General features: G+C 58.9%; 14 protein-coding genes. 13 read left to right on the top strand and 1 reads right to left on the bottom strand.

Annotation, left to right across the window (positions count from 1 at the left end; genetic code table 11):
- Positions 1-94: 94 nt before the first annotated feature.
- From AC3ISI_RS22330 to AC3ISI_RS22290, 9 genes are all read left to right on the top strand, one after another.
- On the top strand, positions 95-826 hold the full coding sequence (locus AC3ISI_RS22330) for a response regulator (protein WP_123432926.1): 732 nt from the start codon (positions 95-97) through the stop codon (positions 824-826).
- The gene (locus tag AC3ISI_RS22325) at positions 816-2285 is read left to right on the top strand and encodes an ATP-binding protein (RefSeq protein ID WP_489333831.1); all 1470 of its coding nucleotides are present in this window, start codon (positions 816-818) and stop codon (positions 2283-2285) included. The genes AC3ISI_RS22330 and AC3ISI_RS22325 overlap by 11 nt, the downstream gene beginning before the upstream one ends.
- A 230-nt stretch (positions 2286-2515) precedes the next feature.
- A complete protein-coding gene (locus AC3ISI_RS22320) occupies positions 2516-3775 on the top strand; it encodes a D-mannose isomerase (protein ID WP_489333830.1) in 1260 nt (419 codons plus the stop codon).
- A gap of 117 nt (positions 3776-3892) precedes the next feature.
- Entirely contained in the window at positions 3893-5185 is a 1293-nt protein-coding gene (locus AC3ISI_RS22315) for an ABC transporter substrate-binding protein (RefSeq protein WP_489333829.1), read from the top strand.
- 106 nt (positions 5186-5291) lie between these two features.
- Entirely contained in the window at positions 5292-6200 is a 909-nt protein-coding gene (locus AC3ISI_RS22310) for a carbohydrate ABC transporter permease (protein ID WP_017340433.1), read from the top strand.
- The gene (locus AC3ISI_RS22305; RefSeq protein WP_489333828.1) at positions 6193-7038 is read left to right on the top strand and encodes a carbohydrate ABC transporter permease; all 846 of its coding nucleotides are present in this window, start codon (positions 6193-6195) and stop codon (positions 7036-7038) included. Before AC3ISI_RS22310 ends, AC3ISI_RS22305 begins: the two co-directional genes overlap by 8 nt.
- A 2-nt stretch (positions 7039-7040) precedes the next feature.
- On the top strand, positions 7041-8201 hold the full coding sequence (locus AC3ISI_RS22300) for an ABC transporter ATP-binding protein (RefSeq protein ID WP_489333826.1): 1161 nt from the start codon (positions 7041-7043) through the stop codon (positions 8199-8201).
- A 134-nt stretch (positions 8202-8335) separates the two neighbouring features.
- The gene (locus AC3ISI_RS22295; RefSeq protein ID WP_489333825.1) at positions 8336-9682 is read left to right on the top strand and encodes a carbohydrate porin; all 1347 of its coding nucleotides are present in this window, start codon (positions 8336-8338) and stop codon (positions 9680-9682) included.
- 116 nt (positions 9683-9798) lie between these two features.
- A complete protein-coding gene (locus AC3ISI_RS22290; protein WP_489333824.1) occupies positions 9799-10653 on the top strand; it encodes a D-hexose-6-phosphate mutarotase in 855 nt (284 codons plus the stop codon).
- Between the two features lie 134 nt (positions 10654-10787).
- On the opposite strand, the gene AC3ISI_RS22285 is transcribed toward AC3ISI_RS22290, so the two are convergent.
- Positions 10788-11648, bottom strand: coding sequence for a MurR/RpiR family transcriptional regulator (locus AC3ISI_RS22285; RefSeq protein WP_175649041.1), 861 nt, complete (start codon positions 11646-11648; stop codon positions 10788-10790).
- A 226-nt stretch (positions 11649-11874) separates the two neighbouring features.
- On the opposite strand from AC3ISI_RS22285, the gene zwf reads away from it, so the two are divergent.
- The 4 genes from zwf to AC3ISI_RS22265 all read left to right on the top strand — a co-directional run bounded on the left by zwf (position 11875) and on the right by AC3ISI_RS22265 (position 15651).
- Positions 11875-13344, top strand: coding sequence for a glucose-6-phosphate dehydrogenase (zwf, locus tag AC3ISI_RS22280; RefSeq protein ID WP_489333823.1), 1470 nt, complete (start codon positions 11875-11877; stop codon positions 13342-13344).
- Positions 13331-14044 carry a 6-phosphogluconolactonase gene (pgl, locus tag AC3ISI_RS22275; RefSeq protein ID WP_489333822.1) on the top strand — a complete coding sequence of 238 codons (714 nt, stop codon included), beginning with the start codon at positions 13331-13333 and terminating at the stop codon, positions 14042-14044. The genes zwf and pgl overlap by 14 nt, the downstream gene beginning before the upstream one ends.
- Positions 14045-14061: 17 nt before the next feature.
- Positions 14062-14727: a bifunctional 4-hydroxy-2-oxoglutarate aldolase/2-dehydro-3-deoxy-phosphogluconate aldolase gene (locus AC3ISI_RS22270; protein ID WP_007949453.1), complete on the top strand. Its 666-nt coding sequence runs from the start codon at positions 14062-14064 to the stop codon at positions 14725-14727.
- A gap of 198 nt (positions 14728-14925) precedes the next feature.
- Positions 14926-15651 (top strand): intradiol ring-cleavage dioxygenase, encoded by a 726-nt coding sequence (locus AC3ISI_RS22265; RefSeq protein ID WP_489333821.1) that lies wholly within the window; start codon positions 14926-14928, stop codon positions 15649-15651.
- Position 15652: the final 1 nt, after the last annotated feature.

Here is a 15652-nt window from a genome sequence, read left to right as displayed (position 1 = left end):
GCGAGGCTTGCCCGCGAGGAGGCCGGAACTGACACATAGATTTATGATCGATCAGGCATAATCCGCCCAATTCAAACAACAAGGACGCCGCCCCGTGAGCTCAGTCAACAAGTCGATTTTGTTGGTCGATGACGATCAAGAGATACGCGAGTTGCTGGATACCTACCTGACTCGCGCCGGTTTCCAGGTCCGCACCACACCCGATGGTGCCGGTTTTCGCCAGGCCTTGAACGAGGCGCCGAGCGATCTGGTGATCCTCGACGTGATGCTCCCGGACGAAGACGGCTTCAGCCTCTGCCGCTGGGTTCGTCAGCACCCGCGTCAGGCTCAGGTGCCGATCATCATGCTCACGGCCAGTTCCGACGAGGCCGACCGCGTCATTGGCCTGGAACTGGGCGCCGACGATTACCTTGGCAAACCGTTCAGCCCGCGTGAATTGCAGGCGCGCATCAAAGCCCTGTTGCGCCGCGCGCAGTTCGGTCAGGAACGCAACGGCGGTGAAGTGCTGGCCTTCGACGAATGGCGGCTAGACATGGTCAGCCACCGGCTGTTCCACACCGACGGCGAAGAAGTGATTCTTTCCGGTGCCGACTTCGCGCTGCTGAAACTGTTCCTCGATCATCCGCAGGAAATTCTCGACCGCGATACCATCGGCAACGCCACCCGTGGCCGCGATCTGATGCCGCTGGACCGCATCGTCGACATGGCCGTCAGCCGCTTGCGTCAACGCCTGCGTGACACGGAAAAGCCGCCACGACTGATCCGCACCGTACGCGGCAGCGGCTACCAACTGGCAGCCAATGTGGTTGCCAGCAATGGCCACTGAGTTTCTCAACACACTCGCCGCCCGCGTACCGGTACCGCGTTCGCTGCTCGGGCGGATGTTGCTGCTGACATTGCTGGCGGTGCTGTTTGCGCAGACATTGTCGAGCGTGATCTGGGTGTCGCAACTGCGTGCTACGCAGCTTCAAGGCTTGGTCACCAGTGCACGCAGCCTGGCGCATTCGATGACGGCCAGCGTCAGTTACTTCCGCTCGCTGCCGGTGGCCTTCAGGCCGTTGGTTCTGGACCAGTTGCGCAGCATGGGCGGCACCCGATTTGTGGTGACGCTCAACGACAAACCCTTGGGCATGGAAGTGCTGCCGATCACCCCGCGCAAGGAAGCGGTGCTCAAAGCGGTGGACGAAGTGCTGCGCGAATCCCTGGGACATGACACAGATATCTCGGTGACCTTTGTCAGCCCTGAAGACCTGCGGATCTTCAACAGCGGGCTGAAACTCGATGAATTGCCACGCTCTTGGGCGCATTACGCGTTGACCCTGGAGCCGGTCAACCCGCCTGTGCTGGTCACGCAAATTCAGATGGCGCCGGGGGAATGGCTGTACATCGCTTCATTGCTGCCAGAGCCCTACACCAGTCTTGAAGAACAAGGCCTGCCGGCGCAACAGGTCTGGTTCATCGTCCTCACCAGTAGTTTTTTGCTGTTGTTCATCGGCTTGCTGGTGCACTGGCAGAGCCGGCCACTCAAGCGCCTGGCGCGGGCCGCGCGCGACATGTCGCTGGGGGCTGATGTGCAACCGGTGGCCGAGGGCGGTGGCAGTGAAGTGGTTGAGGTAGGGCGTGCATTTAACGCCATGCGCGAACGGATCAGCCGTTACCTGACGGAGCGTAGCCAGTTGTTTAGCGCGATCTCCCACGACCTGCGCACGCCCATCACCCGTTTGCGCCTGCGCGTGGAATTGCTGGAAGACGAGAAGCTGCAAGCCAAGTTCGGGCGTGATCTGGATGAGTTGGAGTTACTGGTCAAAGGCGCGCTGCAATGCGTGAAAGACACCGACATTCACGAAAACATCGAACCGGTGGACCTCAACCACGTGCTCGACTGCCTGGTGGAACCGTATCTGGCACCTAACGGCAATGGACGCGTGACCCAGCAGGGCCGGGCACTGGCGGCGTATCCGGGTAAACCGCTGGCGCTTAAACGCTGCATTGGCAACCTGATCGACAACGCCCTGAAATATGGGCAGAACGCGCATCTGCACATCGATGATGATGACAGTGCGTTTGTCCTGCACGTCGATGACGAAGGGCCGGGTGTGCCGGAGCAACGGTTGGAGCAAGTGTTCGAACCGCACTTCCGCCTGGCCGGGCAGCAGCAGGGGTATGGGTTGGGGTTGGGGATTGCGCGCAATATTGCGCATAGCCATGGCGGGGAGGTTAGCCTGCAAAACCTGCGTGAGGGCGGGTTAAGAGTGACGCTTCAATTGCCGCGCAGTGTTGAATAGACAAGCCGCGTCGCATTCATCGCTGGCAAGCCAGCTCTCACAGGTACGGCGCAATCCCTGGAGGAGCTGCGGTGCGACGATTCGACTTGCCAGCGAAGGTGTCAGAAGATTCAACACATTCTTAAAAGCAAATGTCACAACCTGGTGACATAACTCGCCCCCTTCGTTACAAGCCTGCCACCGCCTGTTGTTTAGACTGCCCAAAGTCAAAACAACAAAAAAGGCACCCCATGACCACCTTCCAACCGGACTTCAGCAGTTGGCTGAACGCGCCTGCTCATCAGCAATGGCTCGCCGCTGAAGGCCTGCGCCTGCTGGCGTTTGCCAAGGCATCAAAGCTTGCCGAAGGCTTCGGCAATCTGGATGAAAAAGGCCGGCTCCCGGTCAACGCCCACGCCGAAACCATGAACACCGCACGCATGACCCACAGTTTCGCCATGGCTCATATTCAGGGCTTGCCGGGGTTTGCCGAGCTGGTGGATCACGGCGTCAATGCGCTCAGTGGCCCGTTGCGCGATGCCGAGTCCGGTGGCTGGTTTGCAGTGCCCCATGCGCTGGATGGCAACTCCGGCAAGGCGGCGTATCTGCATGCCTTCGTCGCCCTGGCCGCCAGTTCTGCCGTGGTCGCCCAACGTCCCGGCGCACAAGCCTTGCTCGATGATGCGATCAACATCATCGACACGCATTTCTGGAGCGAAGAGGAGGGCGCAATGCGCGAATCCTTCAATCGCGACTGGAGCGAAGAGGAAGCATACCGTGGCGCCAATAGCAACATGCACGCCACCGAAGCCTTCCTCGCACTGGCCGATGTCACCGAAGACAACCGCTGGCTATGCCGCGCCCAGCGCATCGTCGAGCGGGTGATCCACAGCCACGCTGCCACTAATGATTACCTGGTGATCGAGCATTTTGACCGCACCTGGCAACCGCTGCGCGACTACAACCGCAACAACCCGGCCGACGGTTTTCGCCCCTACGGCACCACGCCCGGTCACGGTTTTGAGTGGGCGCGGCTGTTGCTGCACCTCGAAGCGGCGCGGGTTCAGGCCGGGATGCTCACGCCGGGCTGGCTAGCCATCGACGCGCAAAATCTCTTCGACCATAACTGCCGTCACGGCTGGAATGTCGACGGCGCACCGGGGATTGCCTACACCCTGGATTGGGACAACCGCGCGGTGGTTCGTCATCGCCTGCACTGGACTCATTGCGAAGCCAGCGCCGCCGCCAGTGCACTGCTCAAGCGCACAGGGAATGAACGATACGAAACCTGGTACCGGCTATTCTGGGAATTTTGTGACCGTCATTTCATCGACCGTTGCGACGGCAGCTGGCACCACGAACTCGATCCGTTAAACCGTCCAAGCGCTGATATCTGGGCCGGCAAACCCGACCTGTATCACGCCTGGCAAGCTGTGCTGATTCCGCGATTGCCATTGGCACCGAGCATGGCCACGGCTCTGGCGCAGTTGTCCCAAGGCGCACCTGTGTAACCATGCAGTGACATTCAAGCGTCCCTTCGTTACCTGCGAGGGGATAACTCCTGTTTAAAATCCTATGCAGCGCAAGCACCAGACTTGCATGCATAACAACAAGAAAGGTACTTCTAGATGAATGCGATTTCTCGCCTCGCTACTGTCATTTCTCTCGCCTCCCTGTCTTCGCTCCCTCTCAGTGTGCTTGCCGCCGAATCCAAAGGTTCCGTGGAAGTGGTTCACTGGTGGACGTCGGGTGGTGAAAAAGCAGCGGTCGATGTGCTCAAGGCCCAAGTCGAAAAAGACGGCTTCACCTGGAAGGACGGCGCTGTTGCCGGTGGTGGCGGTGCTACAGCCATGACCGTGCTCAAGAGCCGTGCCGTTGCCGGTAACCCGCCAGGTGTGGCGCAGATCAAAGGTCCGGACATCCAGGAGTGGGCGTCTACCGGCCTGCTCGACACAGACGTCTTGAAGGATGTTTCCAAATCGGAGAAGTGGGACAGCCTGCTCGACAAGAAAGTCTCCGATACCGTGAAGTACGACGGTGATTACGTGGCCGTGCCGGTGAATATTCACCGCGTCAACTGGCTGTGGATCAACCCGGAAGTCTTCAAGAAAGCCGGCATCACCAAAAACCCGACCACTCTTGAAGAATTCTACGCCGCCGGCGACAAGCTCAAGGCTGCGGGCTTCATTCCACTCGCCCACGGCGGTCAGCCTTGGCAGGACAGCACCGTGTTCGAAGCCGTAGTGCTTTCGGTCATGGGTGTCGATGGCTACAAGAAAGCCTTGGTCGATCTGGACAACGCTGCGCTGACCGGTCCGGAAATGGTCAAGGCGCTGACCGAGCTGAAGAAAGTCGCGACCTACATGGACGTCGACGGCAAAGGCCAGGACTGGAACCTGGAAGCGGCCAAGGTCATCAATGGCAAGGCCGGCATGCAGATCATGGGTGACTGGGCCAAGTCCGAATGGACCGCCGCCAAGAAAGTCGCCGGCAAGGACTACGAGTGCGTAGCGTTCCCGGGCACCGACAAGGCCTTCACCTACAACATCGACTCCCTGGCCGTGTTCAAGCAAAAAGACGCGGGCACTGCGGCCGGTCAGCAGGACATTGCCAAGATCGTCCTGGGTGAGAACTTCCAGAAAGTCTTCAGCATCAACAAGGGCTCGATCCCGGTTCGCAACGACATGCTGAGCGACATGGACAAGTACGGTTTCGACTCCTGCGCGCAGAGCGCAGCCAAGGACTTCCTGGCGGACGCCAAGTCCGGCGGCCTGCAGCCGAGCATGGCGCACAACATGGCGACCACGCTGGCCGTACAGGGTGCGTTCTTTGATGTGGTGACCAACTACATCAACGACCCGAAAGCCGACCCTGCCGATGCCGCCAAAAAGCTTGGCGCAGCGGTCAAGTCTGCCAAGTAGGCATCAGCGGCAAGCTGCGAGCTACAAGCTGCAAGTGATGTCTGCTTGTCTTGCAGCTTGCAGCTTATAACTGCCTTCAACTTTTCTTCCCGTACTGGATTTCCCCATGAGTTCTGTTGCTGTGTTCAGCAAGGCCTCGCCGTTCGATGCATTGCAACGCTGGCTCCCTAAGCTGGTGCTGGCGCCGAGCATGTTCATCGTTCTGGTGGGCTTCTATGGCTACATCCTGTGGACGTTCGTTCTGTCGTTCACCAGTTCGACCTTTCTGCCGACTTACAAATGGGCAGGCCTGGCTCAATACCAGCGGCTGTTCGACAACGACCGTTGGTGGGTGGCGAGCAAGAACCTGGCCGTTTTCGGCGGCATGTTCATTGGGATCACGCTGGTGATCGGTGTGCTGCTGGCCGTGTTTCTTGATCAGCGCATTCGTCGCGAAGGTTTCATTCGCACCATTTACCTGTACCCGATGGCGCTCTCGATGATCGTCACCGGTACCGCCTGGAAATGGCTGCTCAACCCTGGCATGGGCCTGGACAAACTGCTGCGTGACTGGGGCTGGGAAGGCTTTCGCCTGGACTGGCTGATCGACCCGGATCGCGTAGTGTATTGCCTGGTGATCGCTGCGGTCTGGCAAGCCTCGGGCTTCATCATGGCGATGTTCCTCGCCGGCCTGCGTGGCGTTGATCAATCGATCATCCGTGCCGCCCAAATCGACGGCGCGAGCATGCCGCGCATTTACCTGAAAGTGGTGTTGCCCAGCCTGCGACCGGTGTTTTTCAGTGCCGTGATGATCCTGGCCCACATCGCGATCAAGAGTTTCGACCTGGTGGCGGCAATGACTGCCGGTGGCCCGGGTTACTCCTCCGATTTGCCTGCGATGTTCATGTATTCCTTCACCTTCAGTCGCGGCCAGATGGGCATGGGCTCGGCCAGTGCGATTCTGATGCTCGGTGCGATTCTCGCAATCATCGTGCCTTACCTGTACTCCGAGCTGAGGACCAAGCGTCATGACTAGTTTCGCTGCCAAACCTTCCATCAGCCTGAGTCGCATCGCGATTTACGGCGTGCTGATCCTGGCCGTATTTCTTTACCTGATACCGCTGGTGGTCATGTTGTTGACCAGCTTCAAGACGCCGGAAGACATCAACACCGGCAATCTGCTGAGCTGGCCGACCGTGGTCAGTGGCGTTGGCTGGGTCAAGGCCTGGGGCACTGTCGACGGGTATTTCTGGAACTCGATCAAGATCACCGTCCCGGCGGTTTTGATCTCCACCGCCATCGGTGCATTGAACGGCTATGTGCTGTCGATGTGGCGCTTTCGCGGCTCGCAGTTGTTCTTCGGCTTGCTGTTATTCGGTTGCTTCCTGCCGTTCCAGACGGTCCTGCTGCCAGCCTCGTTTACCCTCGGCAAGATGGGCCTGGCCAGCACCACCACGGGCCTGGTGTTCGTCCACGTGGTCTACGGCCTGGCGTTCACCACGCTGTTTTTCCGTAACTATTACGTCAGCGTTCCCGATGCACTGGTGAAGGCTGCACGGCTCGATGGCGCGGGATTCTTCACGATCTTCCGCCTGATCATCCTGCCGATGTCCACCCCGATCATCATGGTCTGCCTGATATGGCAGTTCACCCAGATCTGGAACGACTTCCTGTTCGGCGTGGTGTTCTCCAGCGGTGACTCGCAACCCATCACGGTCGCGCTGAACAACCTGGTCAACACCAGTACCGGGGCCAAGGAATATAACGTTGATATGGCGGCGGCGATGATCGCCGGGCTGCCGACCCTGCTGGTCTATGTGGTCGCAGGCAAGTATTTCGTGCGCGGGCTGACGGCCGGCGCAGTCAAGGGGTAATCATGGCTACGCTCGAACTTCGCAATGTAAACAAGACCTATGGCCCCGGCCTGCCGGACACCCTCAAGGACATCCAACTGTCGATCAAAGACGGTGAGTTCCTGATCCTCGTCGGACCTTCGGGTTGCGGCAAGTCGACCCTGATGAATTGTATCGCCGGCCTGGAAACCATCACCGGCGGCGCGATCATGATCGATGACCAGGACGTCAGCGGCATGAGCCCGAAAGACCGCGACATCGCCATGGTGTTCCAGTCCTACGCGCTGTATCCGACCATGAGCGTGCGCGAGAACATAGCCTTCGGCTTGAAGATTCGCAAAATGCCCGCCGCCGACATCGAAACGGAAGTGGCGCGGGTGTCCAAGCTGTTGCAGATCGAACACCTGCTCAACCGCAAGCCCGGTCAGCTCTCCGGTGGTCAGCAACAGCGCGTGGCCATGGGCCGTGCCCTGGCGCGTCGGCCGAAGATTTATCTGTTCGACGAACCGCTGTCCAACCTCGACGCCAAGTTGCGGGTCGAGATGCGCACCGAAATGAAACTGATGCACCAGCGTCTGAAAACTACCACGGTCTATGTGACCCACGACCAGATCGAAGCAATGACGCTGGGCGACAAAGTGGCGGTGATGAAGGACGGGATCATTCAGCAGTTCGGCACACCGAAAGACATCTACAACAACCCGGCCAACCTGTTCGTGGCGAGCTTCATCGGTTCGCCGCCGATGAACTTCATCCCGCTGCGGTTGCAGCGCAAGGACGGTCGTCTGGTCGCACTGCTCGACAGCGGTCAGGCCCGTTGTGAGTTGCCGCTGGGCATGCAGGACGCCGGGCTCGAAGACCGCGAAGTGATTCTCGGCATGCGCCCAGAACAAATCGTGTTGGCGAACGGCGAGCCGAACGGATTGCCGACTATTCGCGCTGAAGTTCAGGTCACCGAGCCGACCGGTCCCGACACCCTGGTGTTCGTCAATCTCAACGAAACCAAAGTCTGCTGCCGTCTGGCACCGGACGTCGCACCGGCCCCGGGCGAAACCCTGACCCTGCAATTCGATCCGTCGAAAGTGCTGCTGTTCGATGCCAAGACCGGGGAGCGATTGGGTGTGGCCGGTCAGCCTGTAGCCGAGACACACAGCGCCAACGTGGCCCAATTCAAAGGCCGCTGAAGATCAAAACTGTAGGAGCCAGCAAGCCGGCTCCTGCAGGGGGGGAATTCGCGGCGGATGGCCTGCTGTCCGTCGCATCTGATGTCACCGAGTTAGATAAAAACAGTTAATAACAATAAAACGAGGAAGTAGGGATGAAGAAGAACAACAACGCTCAGCTTATCTGCCAGTTGTCAGCAGTTGCAGCAATGATGCTGGCCGGTAGTGTGCATGCAGCTGACGCGTTCAGCGCCGATTCCGAATGGATGACCGGCGATTGGGGTGGCGAGCGGACCAAGCTGATCGAGCAAGGCATCGACATCAAAATGGACTACGTCGGTGAAGTTGGCAGCAACCTTCACGGTGGCTTCAACGACGACACAACGGCTCGTTACGCCGACCAGTTTGGCCTGGGGGCCGCGCTGGACCTGCAAAAACTGTTTGGTTGGGATAACACCCAAGCCAAGGTCCAGTTCACCAACCGTAATGGCGAGAACATCTCCAATGACCGTGTCGGCGACCCGCGGACCGGTACGTTGAGTTCCTCCCAGGAAGTCTACGGTCGTGGTCATATGGTCCGTCTGACCCAACTGTGGATCAAGCACCAGTTCCTCGACAATAAACTGGACATCAAAGCCGGTTACTTCGGCGAAGGCGAAGACTTCAACACCTTCCCGTGTGAGTTCCAGAACCTGGCGTTCTGCGGTTCCCAAGTCGGTAACTGGGCCACCAACATCTGGTTCAACTGGCCGGTCATGCAGGCTGCGGTCCGCTTGAAGTACAACATCTCGCCTGAGTTCTATGCGCAGATCGGTGCGTACAACCAGAACCCGTCGCAACTGGAACACGGTAATGGCTTCAAGCTGAGCGGCAGTGGCACCGCAGGTACCGTGTTGCCCGTCGAAATGGTCTGGTTGCCTAACCCAAACAACCTGCCGGGTGAATACCGTGTCGGTTATTACAAGAGCACGGCCGAGGCCAATGACGTCCTTAAAGACGCCAACGGTACCGATGCGGCAACGACCGGCCAACCCTATCGCGAACACAGCAGCAAGCACGGCTACTGGTTCGTTGCACAACAACAACTCACCAGCCACAACGGTGACAAGTCTCGCGGTCTGAACATTGCTGCCAACGCCACTTTCCACGACAAGGACACCAACGTCGTCGACAATTACCAGTCGCTGATGTTCGTGTACAAGGGGCCGTTCGATGCGCGTCCAAAAGATGACATGGGCATCGGATTCGCCCGTATCCATGTCAACGATGACGTGAAGAAAAACGAAGAAGCGATCAACGCTGCCAACGGCGTCACAGAATACGAAAATCCACTGTTCACACCGCTGCAGACCACCGAATACAACTACGAAATCAACTATGGTTTCCACGTTACCAACTGGCTGACCGTGCGTCCCAACCTGCAATACATCACTCATCCAGGCGGTGTGGATGAGGTCGATAACGCGCTGGTGGCCGGCCTGAAAATTCAGTCGGTGTTCTAACGTTGTTGCGATAAGCTCCCCTCTATGTGCGCATATTTGCGGACAGCCCAGGCTGTCCGCTTTTTTTTTTGGGGTGGCGCACCCCTGGTGACAGATGATTTTCAGGATCGTGGCACATGCATGAGCATCCGCTACAACGCTTCTTCAAATCCCTGCGCGAACGTCCGGTGTTTGCATGGGAGCGCTATCAGAAGCGCGACGTGTTGGTGATCGACCATCCGCTGTGTCAGGCGGTGTTCAGTCGCCAGGGCGCGCAGTTGCTGCACTTCCAGCCATCGGGTCAAAAACCCTGGCTCTGGTGCGCGGCGAAGTGGCCGCAGGTCGGTGCGATTCGTGGCGGGGTGCCGGTGTGCTGGCCGTGGTACGGCCGTCATCCGAGCGAAAATGCCTGGCCTTCCCATGGTTGGGCGCGGCTGATCGACTGGAAGCTGCTCGACAGCAGTCATGACGACGATGGTGTGCGATTGCATTGGCAGCTTCAGCTATGCGACTGGCAAGTGGACCTGCATGCCCACCTTGGCGAGCGCATGGATTTGCGACTGAGCACTGAGCATCAGGACAGCCTGCCGTGCCAACTGAGTCAGGCGTTGCACGCTTATTGGCGTATCGGTGATGTGGGTGAGGTAGCGCTGTCTGGGTTGGAAGGCGCACAGGGCTACGACCACTTGAACCGTCAGAGGTGTCAGCAAGAAGGTGAGTTGCGGGTCGATGGCGGGTGCCAGCGTGTGTTCCAGCATGACGGCGAATTGCAGCTCAAGGACCACGCCTGGCAACGGGAATTGTGCATCGATACCGGTGATCAGGCGGATACGGTGGTCTGGCATCCTGGCTCGCGGCCATTGTTGGGGGTGAGCTGGAATGAGATTTCAGAGTTTGTGTGTGTGGAGGCGGCCAGTGGCGGTACCGATAGCCTGAGTCTTGCGCCGGGGGAGAGGGCGCATTTGAGTTTGCAGGCGCGGGTGGGGGGGTAGCTCAAGACTTGCGTGTTGCGGCTGGCCCCATCGCGAGCAGGCTCGCTCCCACAGGGTACTTGTGTACGCCGCAGATCCACTGTGGGAGTGAGCCTGTTCGCGATGAGGCCGGGCCAGGCGGCAAAGATGTTGGACTAGTTGAACTCATCCCCAACCGGATACCGGCTCGCATTCAGGCTCTCTTTGATCTTGCGCAAATGCGGCTGGAAATCCACACCGCGTCGCAAGGTCATGCCGGTAGCCAGCACGTCCAGCACGGTCAGTTGGATGATGCGCGAGGTCATCGGCATGTAGATGTCGGTGTCTTCCGGCAGCGGAATGTTCAGGCTCAGCGTACTGGCCTTGGCCAATGGCGATCCCTCAGCTGTCAGGCCCAGTACCGATGCACCGTTTTCACGGGCGATGCGCGCCACTTCCACCAGTTCACGCGTGCGGCCGGTGTAGGAAATGATCACGAACAGCTCGCCGGTATGCGCCACCGACGCGATCATGCGTTGCATCAGTACGTCGGCATGCGCGGTGACGGCCAGGTTGAAACGGAAGAATTTGTGCTGCGCATCCAGCGCCACCGGGGCCGAGGCGCCGAGGCCGAAGAAGTGGATCTGCCGGGCCTGAATCAACAGATCGACAGCGCGGCTGATCAGGTTCGGGTCCAGCGCCTGCAAAGCACTGTCCAGAGAAGCGATGGCGCTGCCGAAAATCTTTTTTGTATAGGCTTCAGGATTGTCATCGGCCTCGACCGCACGGCTGACATACGCCGCGCCACTGGCCAGGCTTTGGGCCAACTGCAGTTTGAGTTCCGGGTAACCGCTGACGCCGAACGAACGGCAGAAGCGGTTGACCGTCGGCTCGCTGACCTTGGAGGCCTGGGCGAGCGCAGCGATGCTGAACCGGGTGGCCTGCTGTGGGTTGAGCAGGATTACTTCGGCGACTTTACGTTCAGCCTTGTTCAGGTCTTCAAGGCGATTCTGGATCTGTTCCAGTAAATTTCGCACGCGGTCCATATATGTTCCTTGGGTCAGCTGCGCAAATTAGAGTTCGGCTATGCCAAAAGGGCCTTGGATGCGGCCCCAAACGGTGGCCTATCCTACTGATGGCTCCGACCGCCTACCACTCGGAATCTGTATTTTGCGAAAATGTTGTGGTTATTACTACATTTTCTCTTGAGCGATGCCTTGAAAAAAGGTATTTGTAGCTTAACTTGATAAAAGAACAAACATCATGCCTTCGATTACGGTTGAACCGTGCACCTTTGCCTTGTTCGGCGCCCTCGGCGATCTGGCCTTGCGCAAGCTGTTTCCTGCCCTCTATCAACTCGATGGCGCAGGCCTTCTGCACGAGGATACGCGCATTATCGCGCTGGCCCGCGAGCCCGGCACCGAGCAGCAGCACCTGGCATTCATCGCCTCGGAGTTGCGTCGTTATGTGGGCGCCAAAGAGCTGGACGAAGCGGTGGTCGAGCGCTTTCTGGCGCGACTGACCTACCTGCACGTGGACTTCCTCAAGGCTGACGATTACATCGCCTTGGCCGAAATGGCCGGCAGCGCCCAGCGAGTGATTGCTTACTTTGCGACACCAGCCGCCGTTTACGGAGCGATTTGCGAGAACCTGGCGAAGGTCGGTCTGACTGAAAACACCCGCGTGGTTCTGGAAAAACCCATCGGCTCGGACCTGGAATCCTCGCGCAAGGTCAACGACGCGGTGGCGCAGTTTTTCCCGGAAAACCGCACCTATCGCATCGACCATTACCTGGGCAAAGAGACGGTTCAAAACCTCATCGCCCTGCGTTTCGCCAACAGCCTGTTTGAAACCCAGTGGAACCAGAACTACATCTCCCACGTGGAAATCACCGTGGCTGAAAAGGTCGGGATCGAAGGCCGCTGGGGGTACTTCGACAAGGCCGGACAGCTGCGGGACATGATTCAGAATCACCTGCTGCAACTGCTTTGCCTGATCGCCATGGACCCGCCGGCCGACCTGTCAGCCGACAGCATTCGCGACGAGAAAGTCAAAGTCCTCAAAGCGCTGGCGCCGATCAGCCCGGAAGGCCTGACCACTCAGGTGGTGCGCGGTCAATACATCGCCGGCTACAGCGAAGGCAAGCCGGTGCCGGGTTACCTGGAAGAGCCGAATTCGAACACCCAGAGCGACACCGAAACCTTCGTCGCCTTGCGTGCTGATATCCGCAACTGGCGTTGGGCCGGCGTACCGTTTTACCTGCGCACAGGCAAGCGCATGCCGCAGAAACTGTCGCAGATCGTCATTCACTTCAAGGAGCCATCGCACTACATCTTCGCCCCTGAGCAGCGCCTGCAAATCAGCAACAAGCTGATTATCCGCCTGCAACCGGACGAAGGTATTTCCTTGCGTGTGATGACCAAAGAGCAAGGCCTGGACAAGGGCATGCAGCTGCGCAGCGGTCCGTTGCAGCTGAATTTTTCCGACACCTATCGCAGCGCGCGGATTCCCGATGCCTACGAGCGGTTGTTGCTGGAAGTGATGCGCGGCAATCAGAACCTGTTTGTCCGTAAAGATGAAATCGAAGCCGCGTGGAAGTGGTGTGACCAGTTGATCGCCGGGTGGAAAAAATCCGGTGATGCGCCCAAGCCGTACGCGGCCGGGTCCTGGGGACCAATGAGCTCCATTGCTCTGATCACGCGGGATGGGAGGTCGTGGTATGGCGATATCTGAATTGAAACTGCCTCAGGGCGTCAGCGCCCATGAGTTCAAGAGTCCGGTGTTGTTGGCTGAAGCGCTGGCACTGTCGGTGGCCAAGCAACTGAGCGAAGCGATCGAGGCCCAAGGCACCGCCACGCTGGTGGTGTCCGGTGGTCGCAGTCCGGTGGCGTTTTTCCAGCACCTGGCCAAACAGGCGCTGGACTGGTCGAACGTGGTGGTCAGCCTGGCCGACGAGCGTTGGGTGCCGGTTGAACACGCCGACAGCAATGCCGGTCTGCTCAAACGTTATCTATTGCAAGGCCCGGCGGCCAAGGCGCAGTTTCTGAGCTTGTACAGCGCCAGCGTCAACCTTGAACAGGCTGCCGAGCAGGCTGACCGTTTGCTGTCCGAACTGCCGGTGATCGACGTGCTGGTGTTGGGCATGGGCGATGACGGCCACACCGCGTCGTTGTTCCCGAACAGCCCGAACCTGGCCGACGCCTTGAAAGTCGATGGTACACGTCGTTGCTGGCCGATGCTGGCGCCCACCGTACCGCATCAGCGTTTGACCATGAGCCGTGCGCTGTTGGCGTCGGCCAAACACAAAGTTCTATCGATTTCCGGTCAGTCCAAACTGACCACCCTGAGTGCCGCACTGGCCGCTGACGATGTCGCCGCCATGCCGATTCGCGCGTTTTTGCAACCTAAGCTAGAGATTTACTGGTGCCCATAAGCCAAGGAACAACCGCTATGACAACCCCATCCCCGACCGTTTCCATGGCGGACAAAGTTGCCCTGATCGACAGCCTCTGCGCCAAGGCGCGGATTCTGCCGGTGATCACCATCGCCCGCGAACAGGACGTGCTGCCACTGGCCGACGCCCTGGCCGCCGGTGGTCTGACCGCTCTGGAAGTGACCCTGCGTTCGCAGTTCGGCCTCAAGGCCATCCAGATCCTGCGCGAACAGCGCCCGGAACTGATGACCGGTGCCGGCACCGTGCTGGATCGCCACATGCTCGCCGCTGCCGAAGCGGCCGGCTCGCAGTTCATCGTCACGCCGGGCATCACCCGTGATTTGCTCGAAGCCAGCGTCAACAGCCCGATCCCGCTGTTGCCGGGGATCAGCAATGCCTCCGGCATCATGGAAGGCTATGGCCTGGGCTATCGCCGCTTCAAGCTGTTCCCGGCGGAAGTGAGCGGCGGCGTCGCCGCTATCAAGGCCCTGGGTGGTCCGTTCGGCGAAGTGAAATTCTGCCCGACGGGCGGTGTCGGCCCGGCCAATATCAAGAGCTACATGGCGTTGAAAAACGTCATGTGCGTGGGCGGTAGCTGGATGCTTGATCCCGAGTGGATAAAGAACGGCGACTGGGCCCGCATTCAGGAGTGCACCGCCGAGGCATTGGCGCTGCTGGACTGATCAGCTTTACCTGACACCTCGTTGTGTGTTTTACGGCTTTACGGTGCACTTGGTCGGTGCACCGTTTTTTTTGCCCGCAAAAAAACGGTGTAGGAGCGAGCCTGCTCGCTCCTACCAGGAATCATGCGATAAATAATTACCGCACATCCGCTTTCGTCTCGCCCTAACCTGCGTTCATCTTATGGAAGAGAGCACATCATGGACGACAACACCTCAGTTGCACCCTCACAACCGGTTTGCCTGCTGTCTCCCGAACAGATCGCCGGCCCGTATTTCCGTAACCCGAAATTGGTCAGGCGCAACATCAGCGAAGGCGCCGATGGCGTTCCCTTGGTGTTGCGCCTGGCAATTGTCGATGCCATGACTGGGCAGCCTGTCACGGGCGCGCTGGTCGATATCTGGCATTGCAATGCGCGTGGCGCCTATTCGGGTTGGAGCAAGAACGATCCGGACAAGGAAGTCGATGTCGATGAAATCGGCTCGATCCCACGCACCGACGACGATACTTACCTGCGCGGCGGGCAATTCACGGACAAGAAAGGTGTCGTGCGCTTTACCACGATCTACCCGGGGTTCTATGCCGGTCGCGCGCTGCACATTCATGTGGCTGTGCGCATCACGTCCGGCAACAATTACCTGGAGGAACGGCATGTTGCCTGGGTCGGTCAGCTTTATTTTCCGCAGGTGGTTTCGCGATCAGTGCTGAACAGCCGTGAATACAGCGGTCGAAAGGCTTTGGCGCTGGCCAACGATGAAGATGTTTACTACAAACAGCATGGCGGCGAAGCCTCGACCTTAAGCGTTCATACCCTGGGGCGAGATTCGAATGAGGATGGTTTTTTCGGTTTCACGACCATCGGCATCGACACTTTCGCGATGTCATCTCACCTCAAGCCCGAGGACTTCGACAAGTACACCGTGTGAC

The organism is Pseudomonas sp. GL_139_B (assembly GCF_057834475.1).
This window is presented reverse-complemented; position numbering and strand designations above follow the sequence as displayed.